A 15,463-nucleotide genomic window follows, 5' to 3' on the forward strand; every position below is an offset into this window, starting at 1 on the left:
CCCGACATTCGCCCTCGTGCGGGGAATGTCGGCCCCGTCCGGCAGACTCGCCGAGACGACGAAGGGGACGAAGTGCGGTTCACGATCAGGGGCACCACGTACGAACTCACACGGGAACAGGTCGAGGTCATCCTCGCCACGACCCTGCCGGATGAGGTGAGCACCTACTTCGTGGAGGTCGAAGGCCGCCGCTATCCCGTGAAGCAGGTGCTCGCCGAGGCGACCGACCTGAACAAGCGGGACTTCGACTCCGGCCTCGCGCAGCGGGTTCTGAAGGGCCTCGGATTCGAAGTCCTCAGCACCGCTCCCGGTGCGCGGGGCCGCGTCCCCGGCTCCACTCGTTCGTTCGGCGGCGTCGAATGGGGTCTCGCCGAGTCCGAGAACGGCTACGAGGAGGCACCGTCGGGCAAGCTGCACCTGCCCGGCTGCGCCCACGGCGTGGCCACTCCGGTCCGTATCTGGTCGCAGGCCGAGACGGCGGAGGCGTGGAGCAGCGCTCCGGACGTCGACCTGAGGGTGCTGGAACACCCGGGCTGGTGCTCCGACTGCGCCGCGATCAGGGGCAGGGTCGACCCCGGCGCCTCGGCCGACCGCGACCAGGTGACCGCCAAGACTGGCCGCGCCGAGCGGTCCGCCATCGCCCAGGCCGCTCGCGTCGTCCTCGACACCGGGTTCAGGCGAGAGGCGTCGGTCTTCGACGGCGCGACGGTCACCTGGACCGCAGAGACAGCGGAAGCCCTCCGTCAGGCGATCGACGTGCCGGGTTCAGGGGGCGGCTTCCGTGAGCGGCTCGTCCAGCAGCTCTTGGGTCAGCCGCGAGCTGTGGTCCTCCTCGCTGCAGAGCTCTGCTATCTGCAGCGACTCCCCCTCACCAACATCCGGCCGCAGACGAAGCTCCAGCTCCTTCAGGAGATCCTCGGTGTCCTGCCCGACCGTCCGCAGGTGCCCGAGGCGATCGTCGACGCCTTGGACACGCGGGGGGTCTTCAACGGCGGCCAGGGTTTCAATCAGCAGATCGCCCAGCACCTGCAGTGGCTCTGCGACTTCGTCCAGCACTGGGACGGACTCGATCCGGAGGCACGCGAGGCGGCGATCGACGATCCCTGGCTGTTCCGGGATCGCACGCTCGACGTGCAACCGGACGTCGCGCCGATCCGCAGTTCGCTCCTCGCCCTGACCTGGCCGACCTCCTTCGAGCGCATCGTCTCGGTCGCGCAGAAGCGCACCATCCGAGACACCTTCGCGGCGGCGCTCCCGGCTGTGACCGACGACGTCGATCGCGATCTCCTCGCCCTGCGGGATCGCCTCGACCCGAGCGGAGACCTCGACATCGACTGGTACTCGCCGCCGTGGGACGCCGAGTGGTGGCTGCCGCAGCGGTCCCTCCAGCAGCGCGGCTGGGCTGTTCCGTCGGCCGTTCCGGGATCGCCGATGGTGCTTCCGTTGCACTTCACTGCGCCGACGGACGCCGGCCGTCAGGGCATCCGCGAGGCAGCGCTCCGCTCCTGGAGCCAGTGGTCCGTCGACGAGAACGGAGAGCGACCTCCCCTCACTGACCTTCTCGCCGAGATCGAGGCAGCAGCAGTGCTGCTCATCACCATGCGACCGGGCGATCAGGTCTTCTGCACTTCCTCGGACGGGATCCACTGGGGAGTGGTCGGTGACGTCGGCGCCCACCTGGAGCGGAACGTCGACTGGCGGTCACCGGTCTCGGCTTCTGAGGTCCCGCGTGCGGTCCTGGATGCCGTGACCGGCGATGGGCTGATCAGCGAGGTCAACTTCCTGGTCCCGGAGCCGACGCCTTCGCCGGAGCCGGTCGTCCCGAGACCACTTCGCCTCCCCCGCAGCACACCCGAGTTCGCGGATCGACTGCACTACGACTCCAGTTGGCTCGACGAGGTGCTCGGCCTTCTCGAGGAGCGTCGGCAGGCTATCTTCTTCGGCCCTCCCGGGACGGGAAAGACCTATCTCGCTCGCGCTCTCGCCGACTTCATCGCTCCGAAGGGAGCGGTGCGCATCGTGCAATTCCACCCCTCCTATTCCTACGAGGACTTCTTCGAGGGCTTCCGCCCGACGGTGGATGAGAACGGCGCGGCGAGCTTCCGCCTCGCGCCGGGACCGGTCCGACTTCTCGCCGCGGCCGCGGCAGCGAACCCGACCGTCCCGCACGTCCTGATCATCGATGAGATCAACCGCGCGAACATCGCCAAGGTCTTCGGCGAGCTCTACCTGCTCCTCGAGTACCGCGACGCGGGGGTCTCGCTGCAGTACTCGCCCGAAGAGGAGTTCCGCCTCCCCGAGAACCTCCTCGTCATCGGGACGATGAACACGGCCGACCGCTCGATCTCGCTGGTGGACGCGGCGATCAGGCGCCGGTTCTCCTTCGTCGAGCTGCACCCGGCGGAGGAACCGGTGCTGGGTCTGATCGAGCGCTGGTCGAAGGCTCAGCGCCACGAGGTCAGCCGTAGCAGTCTTCTGCGCCAGCTCAACGAGCGGATCGGCGACCTCGACCGCGACTTCCAGATCGGCCCCTCCTATCTCATGGGCGCCTCCGCGCGCACCGACGCAGGACTCGCTCGGATCTGGGAGTACGACATCCTCCCGCTGCTCGATGAGCACTACTACGGCCGGCTCTCCCGGGCGGAGATCCGCGCGACCTTCGGGCTCGCCGCCCTCGAACCGGGCGCTCTGGAGGAGCCGGACGACTCGGTCGACGACGCCCCGCTCGAATGACGCGCGTCGAGTTCGACGAGAACGGCGGATGGAAGGCCGCACCGTTCACCCCCGACGTCATCGACCGCACCTGCAGCAGCGGACTCCTCGAATCACGGATCACCGCATCAGGTGCAGAGCTGAAGCCGCTACTGAACCGGGTCGGATCAGTAGCGATCGGTGACGACGAATTCGTCGTGCACCCGAAGGCGTCGTTCTCGTCCGTCCTGTTCATGCTCGGTTACGCAGCCGATCCCGGCTTCCGTCCCGAAGAGGTCTCCGGTGCCGGATCTGACATCTTCCCGGCGATCGCCGAGACGTACGCCCGTGTCGCCGAGCGGGCACTCGGTCGCGGCGTTCTGCAGGGCTACCGTCGCCTCGACGAGAGCGCGGTCACCGTACGCGGGCGCATTCGCTTCTCCGATCAGATGTCCCGTCGCGGTGGCAGGCTCCTCCCCGTCGAGCTGACCGTGGACGACTACTCGGCCGACATCGCTGAGAACCAGATTCTTCGCGCCGCCGCGCGACTGCTGCTCACCATTCCTCGAGTGACGTCGGACGCTCGGAGGCGACTCCTGCACCTCGAATCGCGGCTGGCTGAGGCTGCTCCGCTACGCCCGGGTGCCGGCACTCCGCCATGGCAGCCCTCGCGGCTGAACCAGCGATATCAGCCCGCCCTCCGATTCGCCGAGCTGGTCCTTGCGCGCCTCACCCCCTCCACGACCGGAGGAGGCGAGTCGGTCGCGTCCTTCGTCGTCGACATGGCGGAGGCGTTCGAGGGCTTCGTCACCGCCTCGCTGAGCAAGACCTTCGCGGACGTCTCCCGCGGCGTCAGCGTCGGCCAGTTCCCCACGCATCTCGACGTCGAGCGCCGACAGCCGATCCGACCGGACTTCGTCCACCTAGTCAACGGTCAACCGATGGTCGTCATCGACGCGAAGTACAAGCTCGGGGCGCCGCGAGTCGAAGACCTCTATCAGATGCACGCGTACTGCACCGTGCTCGGACTCGACGGGGGCACGCTCGTCTACGTCTCGGACGGCGAGGCTATGAGGGAACGTGAGGCGACGGTGAGGGGGTCGGACATCGTGGTGAGAATTGTGCGGGTGGATGTCTCTGCGCCGCCCGCCGACATGCTCGGGCAACTGGCCACGATCGGTCGAGCAGCAGGGCGTCGGACTCACGGCCCTGCGTAATCGAAGACTCATCTCGACCGCGCCCCCATTCGACACGGGCAGTCAACTGCCAGCGCCTGGTGGCTCGGCCGGAGAGGTCGGCTGCCTACACTCTGAGCGCCTCCTGCAGCTGAGCGAGCAGCGCTGGTCGGCCGGTGTCGTCGCGACGAGCCCGCTGTCGGGTAATGCGAGCTGAGTTTCAACAACCCTGTCCGCCTTCACCTGGTCGAGGATTACCTGTTTGTCGTCGAGGCTCGCGAAGCGGTAGGGCTGGATTCTCACGCCGCCGAGCTGGCGAGTAACGTATTCGGCGGCGCCAGGTGCGACCGTCGCGGTTAACGAGTAGTCGGCGCAGTTCAGCTCAACCGCGATGTCAGTAAGGGCTGGGCGCAAACGCGGCAACATTGCGCCTTCTCCCCCAACGGAGAAAGAAGGTACGACTGAGCCCAGCCGCTACTTGCGAAGCCGTCAAGCGTCTGCCTGGTCGCTCCAGCTCGTAGGCGGATCGCCGAAGGCATAACGACTCGCGCGAATGGTCGTCTCAGCAAGGACCAAATTTGCGCCGCCACCGATCGCGGCGCCGAGACCGAACGGCACCACCTTGCCAAGCACGATAATCCCCTGCTTCGTCCCATACTTCGTCACGAAGTGTCTCCCCAGGATCTTGTTGATCTGGTTGAGCTTCGAGACGGGGACTTTCGCGATGATATTCTTCGCCCAGTGCGGCCCTGTCCTGCCCGCGACTTTAGATATGGCCTCGGCCCCGCCGCCACCGACCACAATCCCCATCACGAGTGCGCGCCGTCGTTCGAGCTCGTCGACGCGGACGCCATGGATGCTCGCCAAGGAGAGCGCGAAAAGCGTCGTCAGCTCTAACGAGGACAGCATTTCTCCGCCCGAAAGGGCGAGAGCTGCGCCGGTTCCGATGCCGGGAACCGCCGCAGCCGCGCCGACTGCCGCCCCTGATCCTGACAATGCAGCGCGATACATCTTCTCCAGCGTGCGCACAACCTCTGCAGGGCTCGCATCTGGGTGCCTTTGGCGCGCGCGAGCAATGTTCTTCTCAATTGCCGAGGTCTGAACAAGAAGAGCCCTGTCGAATGCGTCGCGGAGGAGGTTGCGCTTCTCCTCGACTGCGTAGCCGCCGGGATTTTGAGTGTCTGGCACGGGACTAGCCTAGCGGCGAATCGATTGTCTCGAGGCTGACGCACGCTGAGCGGCGACGGCTGCTAACACCCGCCGCCTCGACAGAGACAAAGGGCGTGGTCGCAAGCCGGAGCGCTTCAAGGGTCCGCCGCGCGCATTTTGCTCGTGGCCACAGCAGAGCTGGGTACGCGACCCGACTGGTGGCCTTCGGTGAGGCAAGGTACGCGCGCTAGAGCTCCGAAGGCGTCGGCCACGCAGAGCGGAATGCCGACTATGCGCTACCTGCCCACATTCCCCCAGCCGACGCGGCCCGCTCCACTTCGCTTCGGGTCCTTTCGTAGAGACCCATCGCTACCAGGACGTTCACGATCGAGGTGAAGTCGCTCTTCTTGAGTAGCGCGGTCATGGCGTTGCTGTGACCGGCGGCGGAGGCGTAGATGAAGTCTTCGAGTTCAGCGGCGATGGTGGGGGAGGTCTCGAAGTCGATGGGCGTGTTGGCCATCGCTTCGGCTTGAATCTTCGGGTTGTCGACCACGTGACGAAGGATCGTTTCAGCGGCACTCACGCCGTTGATCTCGTCGACGTCGGTGCCGGCGAACAGACCGTTGATCTTGTCGATCACGTCCTGCAGCAGCCCATACTTCGCTTCTCGCGGCTGAGCCGATCCCGCCGCTGTAATGCCTGCCAGCTGCCCCGGATCCCCTGTCGTGAGTCCGAGGTTCTGGGCGTCGAGCTTGCGGAGCCTGTAGTGGGTGAGGACGATGTCGTCCGTGTTGATGGCCGACGGTTCTGCATCTTGGCGCTCGATGACTCGGCGGTAGACGCGGAGGAAGATCGCCCACTTCTCGATGTCGGTGTCGCCGTAGTCCATGATCTGCGACAGGAAGTCATAGGCCCGCACGAACGCGAGGACCGTCCCGCGGAACTCCTCGAGGCGGCCCTTCTCCAGGTCGTCGGAGGCGGCGACAGCATCGTTCCAGCGGGTCCAGAACACGTCGCGGGATGCCTTGATGTGCGAGTACAGCGTGTTGTGGCTCGACTTGGTGAGCCACGCGTCGACGACGCCATCGACGTCGTAGGTGTCGATGATGTTCATGCTGCGGAGCTTGCCGAGCATGTCGTGGATGATATTCGGGTCTGACGGCTGGGTCAGTTCAGCGTCTTCATAGTAGGTCTGGAACGCTTCGAGGATCTGGTCCGGGTCGTTGACGAAGTCGATGACGTACGTGTTCTCCTTCCCCGGGATCACCCGGTTCAGGCGCGACAGCGTCTGCACGGCCGTGATGCCGGAAAGCTTCTTGTCGACGTACATGCCCACCAGGAGGGGCTGGTCGAAGCCGGTCTGAAACTTGTTCGCGACGATCATCACCTGGAACTCATCCCCCGCGAACGCCGCCTCGAACGATCGGCCCTTCAGGCCCTCGTTCATCGATGTCTCCGTGAACTCCTTCGACCCCGACTCCGCGTCCAGCACCGACCCGGAGAACGCGACGAGTGAACCGAGCTGACCGTCGAGCTTGTGCTCCTTCAAATACGCGTCGATGGCGAGCTTGTAGCGCACGGCCTCCTTCCGAGACCCCGTGACCACCATCGCTTTCGCGCGCCCACCGAGCTCGCTGCGCACATTCGTTCGGAAGTGCTCGACGATCACGGCGACCTTCTGCGCGATGTTCGTGGGGTGCAACCGCACCCATCTCATCACCTCACTGCTGGCCTTCACCGTGTCGATCTCCACATCCACCCCAGTCGCACGGTCGGTGTGGGCGAGGGTGAACGCGAGGTCGTAGGGGAGGTAGTTCTTCAGCACGTCGAGAATGAAGCCCTCCTCGATCGCCTGCTTCATCGAATACAGATCAAACGCCCGCTTGACGCCCGACACGTCCTCGCGGCCGAACAACTCGACAGTCTTCCCCTTCGGCGTCGCCGTGAACGCCAGGAACGAGATCGTCCCCACTCCGACCTTCCGCGCCATCACATCCGCGAGCACATCCTCCACATCCACAGACCCCTCCCCCACCTCATCACCCTCTGCCGCGCCGGCGGTGAGGACCTGCTTGATGGACGCCGCGGCCTCGCCGCTCTGCGAGGAGTGCGCCTCGTCAGCGATAACCGCGTAACGGTGACCGGCGAGGCCCGCATGCTTCTCGATCGTGGTCAACGCATGCGGGAACGTCTGCAACGTCACCCCGATGATCTGCTTCCCCGCCAGCAACGCCTCAGCGAGCTGCGCAGACTTCGACGCATCCCTACCGCGCGTGATCGGCTGGAACACACCCGATGTGGTCTCCAACTGCTCGACGGCACGCTGCAGCTGCCCGTCGAGGACCTGCCGGTCCGAGACCACAATGACCCCGTCGAACACCTTCTGCCCATCCGCGGCGTGTAGCTGCGCCATGCGGTGCGCAGCCCACGCAATGGAGTCGGTCTTCCCGGAACCGGCGGAGTGCTGGATCAGGTAGTTGTGACCAGGACCCTCCTCCAGCACGGACCGCTCGAGCTTCTTGACGGCTCGCCACTGGTGATACCGCGGAAAACGCAACGACTTCGCGTACGACTTTTTCCCATCGATCGGGTCGATCTTCTCCTCGAACCGGTAATGCAAGAACCGCCCGAGAAGGTCCAGCCACGTGCCCCGCTCGAGGATCTCCTCCCAGAAGTACGCCGTCGGGCTCGTCCCCGGAATCGCCGCGTTGCCCGCGCCGTTCGCTTTGCCGCGGTTGAAGGGGAGGAAGCGCGTGTTCGGCCCGTCGAGCTTCGTGGTCATGTGCACCTCCTCGTTCGTTACGACGAAGTGCACAAGAGCGCCACGGCCGAAGGTCAGCAGAGGCTCGCCCTCCGGCTTCCGGTCCTGGGCGTACTGCTTCAACCCGGCAGCGAGGCTCTGCGTCAGATCGGTCTGTGCGGGGATCGGCTCGCAGGGTCAGCGGTAGACGCTCCACACGGCCTTCTCGACGCGCTTCTCCTCGCCGAGCACCTCGACGATCCACTCGCCGTCGGTCTTCGCGAGCACACGCCCGCGGAGGTACTCGGGCTCCCAGCCGTCGGCCCGGGGCACCCACTTCACGAAGCGGGCGAACCGACCCGGCGTCACGTCTTCTCTCGACATCTCGACTCCTCGATCCACCGGCGATGCGCCCCCTCTGCGGGGTGTCTTTCCGGATACCTGGACTGTAAATCGACACCAGTCGGTTGGAGGAGGGCGTTGACTATCGCGCCCGCGTCTGTCACACCTCTCAGCGCACTCCCACGGAGGCGCGCGGAACGACGCGCTCGGCGGCCAGGGCGGGTCTCGGGGCACCCCCCTGCTGATCGAGTAGCCCGCGGAGAGGGCGTATCGAGATCCACCACCATCAGCACGCGAGGCTGGCAGCACGTCCTCCTCGAAGAGGCGGGGTCTCGATACGCCCCTGCGGGGCTACTCGACCAGCAGGGACGGGCGGCAGGGGGCACGGGCAGGGCCAGGGGTCAGGGACGGGCGGGCAGGGACGGGGGCGCGGAGAGGAGCGGGCCGAGGATGTCCGCCGGCCGCCCCGCCCCGTCGACCCCGTTGCCGAGCGAGTACCAGCCGCCCTCGAGGAAGAAGGCGAGCGTCTCCGGAGTCAGCAGCCGCCAGAACGCGCGCTCGCCCTGCACGACGAGCGGCTCGGCGAACGCCGTCCCCCGCAGCGCGCTGCTGCCCGTGCCAGTCGCCCCGAGCTCGCAGGAATCGGCGCGTCCGCGAGCCGGGGAGCGTTCGGACGGACCTCCGGCTCGTCAGAACGCTTCCGGCGCGCAAGAACCGACGTATTCAGCGAGCCCGACCGGTTTTCACGAGCCGAACGTCCGCCCCGAGGCACCCCCGGCTCGCGAAGCCGCGGCCGGCTCGCAGAAGCGCGCGGATCCAGCGAGCCGAATCGGATTCCACGAGCCGAACCGGATTCAGCGAGCCGAACCGGATTCCACGAGCCGAACATGCCCGATCAGGCCGGCAGCACCTCGAAGTCGTTCTCCTGGAACTCCGCGACCTCCGGGACCCAGTGCGCGCGCACGAACTCCACGTGGTCCGGGTGCGCGTCGTACGCCGCGAACGCCGCGCGGTCGGCGAACACCATCGAGAACTGCCAGTCCAGAGCGCTCTTCGCGCTCACCTGCCGGTTGACAGTGAAATCCGTCACTCCGGGGATCGCCGACAGCACCCGCCGCGCGTGGGACAGGAACTCCGCCTCCGCCCCGGACCCCGCCTCGTGCACGAGCGAGAACGCGACGGTGTGCTGCACCGCGACCGTCGACCCGGCGATCTGCCGCCGCGCCTCGTCGATCGTCGCCATCACCGACACCACCTCGTGGTGCGGGTGCACGGGCGACTCGAGCAGCCCCTGCGCCACGTAGGACGCGAACGCCGTCGCCTGGAACGCGAGGTTGCCGTACGGCCACGGGCCGTCGTCGACCCAGGTGTCCGACTCCTGCGACGAGCTGACGCTGCCGAGCGTGAGCGTCAGCCCGCTCGGACCGAAGAAGGGGCTGTGCACCTCGAGCCGCCCCTCGGAGCCGAGGATCATCGCCTCGACGGGGAGCGAGGTCTCGAGGGACGTCGACAGCAGCGCCTGCGGTCCGCCGTCGGTGCTGAGGAGCAGATCGGCGCGCGAGTCGACCCCGGTCTCGGGGTGGGTGGCGCCCGAGGCGTGCACCCGGGTCGGGGCGCCCATCACGGAGGAGGCGAACGAGATCGGGTAGACGCCCGCGTCGAGCAGGGCGCCGCCGCCGACGGAGGCCTTCCAGAGCCGGTGCTCGGGGTCGAAGGGGATCGAGAAGCCGAAGTCGGCGCGCACGAGGTGCAGCTCGCCGAGCACGCCGCTCTCGACGACCTGGCGGATGACGTCGGCCTGCGGCAGGTAGCGCGACCACATCGCCTCCATCACGAGGACCCCGGCGGCGCGACCGGCCTCGGTGATCTCGCGCGCCTCCTCCGCCGACATCGCGATGGGCTTCTCGATCAGCACGTGCTTGCCGGCCGCGATCGCGGCGAGCGCCTGACGGCGGTGCAGGGTGTGCGGGGTCGAGACGTAGACGACGTCGACGCCGGGGTCGTTGACCAGCGCCTCGACCGACTCATGGACCGTCGGGATGCCGTGGCGCTCGGCGAACTCGCGCGTCTTCTCGGCGTCGCGCGCGGTCACGGCGACGACGCGCTGCGTCGAGCGGACGCGCAGGGCCGCCACGAACTGCTCGGCGATGCCGGTGCCGATCACGCCCCAGCGCAGCACGGGCACGGAGGCGGGGTCGATCGTTCGCGGTTCGGGGAGCGTCACGGGCATGGGTCTCGCCTTCGGGTAGCGCGTCACCTGGACAGGAGCGCGTCGGGCGCGACCCTAGCAGCCGACCGGCCGGGAGTGGCGGCCTGTCCGTCCCCCGCTGCGCGGCACGGACACCGGGCGGTCAGCGCTCCCCGAACACCGAGCCCCGCGGCTCCGGGGCCTCGATCGACAGCTCCTTCGACTCGGCGCGCCGGCCGCAGCCCGGCCCGTTCGGCTCGTCGAGGATCCGCCAGTCGATCAGCTGCTCGCGGGTGAACAGCACCTCGCCCTGCCGGTCGATCAGGGTGACCGCGATCGGGTCGGGCGAGGACATCCCCAGGTCGAACACCCAGCGGCCGTCGTCGCTGGTCAGCACGGGGAACGATCGCGATCCGTCGGCGGCGAGGTCGGCCGGCCGCGAGCACACTCCGCCCGCGCAGATGCGCACGTCGGCGACGGAGGCGCGCCCCGGCCCGTCGACCACGATCGTCAGCGAGGTGCTCCAGCCGATCGCGGTGCACGGCGCCGGCTCGGAGCAGCCGGCCAGGAGGAGGAGCAGACAGGCCGCGCCCACCGTCGCCGCCGCCCTCCTCATCCGCCCATCCTGCCCTCGCCCGGGTCCGTCGGGGGAACCACTTCTCGCCGAGACACGTGTGGCGTCTCGACGAGAACGGGTTCCCCGGCGGCCGGCCACCCTGGGCAGCGACCCGGAGCGGCCTGCGGATAGCCGCGCTATGTACGCCCCTCGTTCACACGATCGACGCCCGCGGATGGTCGGCTGAGCCCCTGTCGCGGCGGTCCGCCGCACTCCGGCACCCCACTGATCTGGAGCACCATGCCTCTCACACCCCGCCGCGGCGCCGCGCTCGCCGCAGCCTGCCTCGTCGGCGTCTCCGTCCTCGCCGCCCCCTCCGCGTTCGCCGCGGACGGCCTCGGCGCGAACGGCGGCGCGACCCGCAACTCCGACGACAAGATCCAGATGATCAAGGACTCGGTCGTCGACGGACCCGCGAAGAACGTCATCCTCCTCATCGGAGACGGCATGGGCGACTCCGAGATCACGATCGCCCGCAACTACGAGTACGGCGCCGAGGGCCAGCTGCCCGGCATCGACGCCCTCCCGCTCACCGGCTCCTACACGACCTACTCGCTCTACCGCGACGAGGAGCGCTACGGCCTCCCCGACTACGTGCCCGACTCCGCCGCCACCGGCTCGGCCTGGGCCACCGGCACCAAGACCTACGACAACGCCATCTCGGTCGACATCGACGGGACCCCGCAGGACACCCTGATCGAGATCGCCAAGGCGAACGGCAAGAAGACCGGCAACGTCTCGACCGCCGAGATCCAGGACGCGACCCCCGCCGTCCAGGCCGCGCACGTGGACGCGCGCAGCTTCTACGGCCCCGAGTCCGAGAACGGCGGCGACGACTACCTCGAGCTCGGCGGCCTCGGCTCGATCAGCGAGCAGATCATCGGCACCCGCGCCGACCTCACCCTCGGCGGAGGCTCGAAGAGCTTCCTCCAGTCGGCCAAGGCGGGCGACTGGGCCGGCGAGACCCTCTTCGACCAGGCGGCCGACCGCGGCTACCAGGTCGTCGACTCCGCCGACGAGCTCGACGCGGTGACGGAGGCGGACCAGACCTCACCGGTGCTCGGCACCTTCACCGAGGGCAACTTCCCGACCCGCTTCGCCGCCACCCAGGCGACCGTCGGCGGCGGCGACCTCGAGCCGGTCAGCTGCGAGACCAACCCCGAGCGCCTCACCAGCGACCTCTCGCTCGCGTCGCTCACCTCGACGTCGATCGGTCTGCTGAACACGGGAGACGAGGGCTTCTTCCTCCAGGTCGAGGGCGCCTCGATCGACAAGCAGGACCACGCCGCCAACGCGTGCGGTCAGATCGGCGAGACCATCGACCTCGACGAGGCCGTGCAGGTCGCGCTCGACTTCGCGAAGAAGGACGGCAACACGATGGTCATCGTGACCGCCGACCACGGCCACACCTCGCAGATCGTCGACAGCACCCCGCCGGCGACCCTGTCGACCGCGCTGAGGACGACCGAGGGCTCGGTCATGAAGGTCGCCTACGGCACCGCCGCCGCCGAGGGCTCGCAGCAGCACACCGGCACCCAGGTCCGCATCGCGGGCTACGGACCCGGCGCCGCCGCGGTCGTCGGCCTCACCGACCAGACCGACAACTTCTTCACCATCGCGAACGCGCTGACGCTCGACCGCGACCTCGACGCCTTCTCGGCCGACGCCGTCCTCTCGGCGCCGACCACGCCCGTCGCGCCCGGCGGATCCGTCGCGATCAGCGCCTCCGGTCTCGAGGGAGACCGCCAGGTGACCGGCACCGCCGGTGACACCGCGATCGGCACCACCGACGTGATCGACGGAGGCGTCTCGCTGGCCCTCACCGCTCCCTCCGAGCCCGGCGAGTACAGCGTCGCGCTGACCGGGGCACAGTCGGGCACCGCCCTGACCGCCTCCTTCACCGTCGCCGCCGGCGCCCCCGCCACCGCGACTCCGACCCCCGAGCCCACCCCGTCGTCGACCGCCCCCGCGGCCGCCGCGCCGTGGAGCGGCACCTCGGGTGGCGGCTCCGGCCTCGCCTTCACGGGCGCCGACGTCGCCCCCTTCGCGTTCCTCGCCGCGTTCCTGCTCCTCGCGGGCGCCGGCCTGACCCTGGTGCGCCGCAAGCGCCACCACGCGTAGCGCTCCGACACGGAAGGCCGGTCCCCTCGGGGGCCGGCCTTCCGCCTTTCCCGGGGCTCCGGCGACTGTCAGCAAGTGAGATCTGATGCCCGAGCTGCTGACGGGGTGGGGTCTCGATACGCCCCTGCGGGGCTACTCGACCAGCAGGCCGGCGGGCCGACAACCTCCGTCAGGCCGCGCCGCTCCCTGCTGATCGAGTAGCCCGCGCGGCGGGCGTATCGAGATCCACCGGAGTCAGCAGGCGAGGCCCGCAGAGCCGCCGCCTCACGCCCGCGACCAGTCGATCGCGTCGAACAGCGCGCGCAGCCGAGCGCCCCGCGCCGGGTTCACGGCCGCCACCCACGCGATCCGCCCGAGCAGGTGCGCGCCGAAGTCGGGGACGCCGGCGCGGTTCTGCCCCGCGGGGCCGTGCGCGACGCAGTTGTGCAGGATCGCGTGCAGCCGGTCGACGTCGGCGCGCCGCACGTTCGGGTGCGCGTTGACCACGACTCCGGTCACGCTCTGCCGCACCGACGAGGGCCGGAGGCGCGTCTTGCGCGGGTTCACGAGGTACCCCGAGTCCGCGACGATCCGCTCGGCGCCGCGGGCGAACGCCTCCGCCCGCCGCGCGAAGCGCTCGCCGCCGCTGAACGCGAGGTCGTCGGCGTAGCGCGTGTAGCGGGCGCCCGCCGCCTCGGCGTAGCCGGTGAGCCTCGCGTCGAGCCGCCGGAGCGCGAGGTTCGCCAGCGCCGGCGAGGTCGGCGCGCCCTGCGGCAGGTGCGGCAGGGTCAGCGACCGGCGCAGCGCCGCGCGCTCGTCGACGTCGCCGCCCGCGGGCATCCTCCGCAGCACCGCGATCGGCACCGCGTGCGTGCACAGCCCCGTGATCGCGTACGCGACCGCCTCCGTCATCCCCTCGCCGCGGAGCAGCCCGAACACCCGCGGGGCGCTCACCTGGGCGAAGAACCGCTGCAGATCGAGCGTCACGACCATCGCCGCGCCCGCGTGCACCCGCGCGCCGGTGACAGCGCTGCGTCCGGGGACGAAGCCGTGCGCCGCCCCGTGCACGGGCGCGAGCCCCACGACCTCGTCGAGCACGCTCCGCTGCACCGCCGTGAGGCGCGAGCGCGGCACCTCGAGCAGGCGCGGCGCGCGACCCGGCCGAGCGCGCCAGACGTGGTCGTAGTGCTGCACGGCACCCTCCGCGCTGCGCCGGTTCCAGCCGCCGAGGTCGGCGAAGCCGTCGAGCTGCGCCGGCGTGATCGCCAGGAGGCGCGCGAGATCGTCGCGTCCGTCGATCAGCGGCACCGGGGAGGCACTGGGGACCGCCCGCGCCGCGACCGGCGCGAGGTGCGCGACCACCGGCTGCGCCCGCTCCGGCAGCAGGCCCGCGATGCAGCGGGCGAGCTCGCGGGGCGCATCGAGCGGCGGATGCGGGAACGCGACGAGCACCCCGGTCACGAGCGGCCCGAGCCAGCGGCGGCGAGCGCCGAGGGAGTCGGCGGCCGCTGCGCGCAGGGAGTCGCGCGTCCACTCCGCCCCGAGGAACGCGTGCGCGAGCGCCTCGACGAGCACGTCCCGACCCTGCACGGCAGCACCTCCCCCCGGAGCTGCCGTCCAGCCTAGGCTGAGGCGACCGCCCCCTCCGGGCGAGGCGGACGGGGCGCGTGCCGCACCGTCCTCTCCGGGGTCACCCCGGGGCACGCAGACCGACCAGGCATCACGCCGCAGGCAACCGCCCGCGCTCCGCGCGGCTCACAGCCCGCACTTCTCGACAGGTCGCCCGGAGGGGGCGATCGCCGCGCGCGCAAGGGTCCCGGAGAATCCCCTTTTCGGCGGGCACGAGTCGTAGCCTGGGGTCAGTCACTCCCCCTGACCGCCCTTGACCCCGGTGCCGGCGCCCTCGCGGGCGAGCCACTCGAGAAGAGGACCAGCGATGGACCAGTGGCGCGACGAGCTCCCCGTCGAGGAGTGGGCCCCGGTGTTCTCGGGATCGGTGGACGCGGTGCCCCGCGAGACGCTCGAGGCCGCCGTCCGGATCCTCCGCCTCCTTCCCGGGATCGAGCGCCTGACCCTCTCGAGTCCGCACGGACCGATCGGCGTCGAGCGCCGCTCCTCCGCGACCGCGTGGCAGGCCGCCGACCGCGTCACGATGGCGCTGCTGGCCTCGTCGCCCGAGGTGACGGGGATCGTCGCGCACCCCTACGATCCGCGCGACGGGCTGCGGATGGCGACGCCGTCCGACCCGTTCCTCACCCGCGACGGAGGCGTTCCCGCCGCGATCAGCGCGTCCGAGTACCTCGGCGAGATCACGCCGGACGAGGCGGCGCGGCGGCGGCGCCTGCACCTGGACGGCGTCGATGCGGAGGATCCGCTGCAGACCCTCTGGGACGCGGAGGAGCCGCACCCCCCGGACCCGGTCGCCTGACGGCGCCTCCACTCTCCAGAAGTTGTCGCACTCG

11 protein-coding genes are annotated in these 15,463 nt (G+C 69.5%); 4 read left to right on the forward strand and 7 right to left on the reverse strand.

Going from position 1 to position 15,463, the window contains the following annotated elements:
- Positions 1-72: 72 nt before the first annotated feature.
- Positions 73-2,733, forward strand: coding sequence for an AAA family ATPase (locus GSU68_RS17290; protein ID WP_159909876.1), 2,661 nt, complete (start codon positions 73-75; stop codon positions 2,731-2,733).
- Positions 2,730-3,908 carry a restriction endonuclease gene (locus tag GSU68_RS17295; RefSeq protein WP_208544606.1) on the forward strand — a complete coding sequence of 393 codons (1,179 nt, stop codon included), beginning with the start codon at positions 2,730-2,732 and terminating at the stop codon, positions 3,906-3,908. The genes GSU68_RS17290 and GSU68_RS17295 overlap by 4 nt, the downstream gene beginning before the upstream one ends.
- Positions 3,909-4,355: 447 nt before the next feature.
- On the opposite strand, the gene GSU68_RS17300 is transcribed toward GSU68_RS17295, so the two are convergent.
- From GSU68_RS17300 to GSU68_RS17325, 6 genes are all read right to left on the reverse strand, one after another.
- Entirely contained in the window at positions 4,356-5,054 is a 699-nt protein-coding gene (locus GSU68_RS17300; RefSeq protein WP_208544607.1) for a hypothetical protein, read from the reverse strand.
- Between the two features lie 250 nt (positions 5,055-5,304).
- A complete protein-coding gene (locus GSU68_RS17305) occupies positions 5,305-7,797 on the reverse strand; it encodes a DEAD/DEAH box helicase family protein (RefSeq protein WP_244259325.1) in 2,493 nt (830 codons plus the stop codon).
- Between the two features lie 156 nt (positions 7,798-7,953).
- Complete coding sequence (locus GSU68_RS17310; RefSeq protein WP_159909878.1) at positions 7,954-8,139, reverse strand: hypothetical protein; 186 nt, start codon at positions 8,137-8,139, stop codon at positions 7,954-7,956.
- Positions 8,140-8,498: 359 nt separating this feature from the next.
- Positions 8,499-8,666, reverse strand: coding sequence for a hypothetical protein (locus tag GSU68_RS17315; RefSeq protein ID WP_159909879.1), 168 nt, complete (start codon positions 8,664-8,666; stop codon positions 8,499-8,501).
- A gap of 326 nt (positions 8,667-8,992) precedes the next feature.
- Positions 8,993-10,327, reverse strand: a complete 1,335-nt coding sequence (locus GSU68_RS17320; protein ID WP_159909880.1) for a Gfo/Idh/MocA family oxidoreductase — start codon at positions 10,325-10,327, stop codon at positions 8,993-8,995.
- Between the two features lie 121 nt (positions 10,328-10,448).
- Positions 10,449-10,901 (reverse strand): hypothetical protein, encoded by a 453-nt coding sequence (locus tag GSU68_RS17325; protein ID WP_159909881.1) that lies wholly within the window; start codon positions 10,899-10,901, stop codon positions 10,449-10,451.
- 240 nt (positions 10,902-11,141) lie between these two features.
- Here GSU68_RS17325 and phoA point away from each other — a divergent pair, with 240 nt between their 5' ends.
- Positions 11,142-13,022 carry an alkaline phosphatase gene (phoA, locus tag GSU68_RS17330; protein WP_159909882.1) on the forward strand — a complete coding sequence of 627 codons (1,881 nt, stop codon included), beginning with the start codon at positions 11,142-11,144 and terminating at the stop codon, positions 13,020-13,022.
- Between the two features lie 264 nt (positions 13,023-13,286).
- Here the strand turns inward: phoA and GSU68_RS17335 are convergent, their stop codons facing one another.
- Positions 13,287-14,591, reverse strand: a complete 1,305-nt coding sequence (locus tag GSU68_RS17335) for a reverse transcriptase family protein (RefSeq protein ID WP_208544608.1) — start codon at positions 14,589-14,591, stop codon at positions 13,287-13,289.
- 346 nt (positions 14,592-14,937) lie between these two features.
- Here GSU68_RS17335 and GSU68_RS17340 point away from each other — a divergent pair, with 346 nt between their 5' ends.
- Positions 14,938-15,429, forward strand: coding sequence for a hypothetical protein (locus tag GSU68_RS17340; RefSeq protein ID WP_159909883.1), 492 nt, complete (start codon positions 14,938-14,940; stop codon positions 15,427-15,429).
- The last annotated feature ends 34 nt before the right edge of the window (positions 15,430-15,463 follow it).

Origin of the sequence: Rathayibacter sp. VKM Ac-2759, assembly GCF_009834225.1 — a bacterium.
In the GTDB taxonomy this organism is placed as follows: Bacteria; Actinomycetota; Actinomycetes; order Actinomycetales; family Microbacteriaceae; genus Rathayibacter.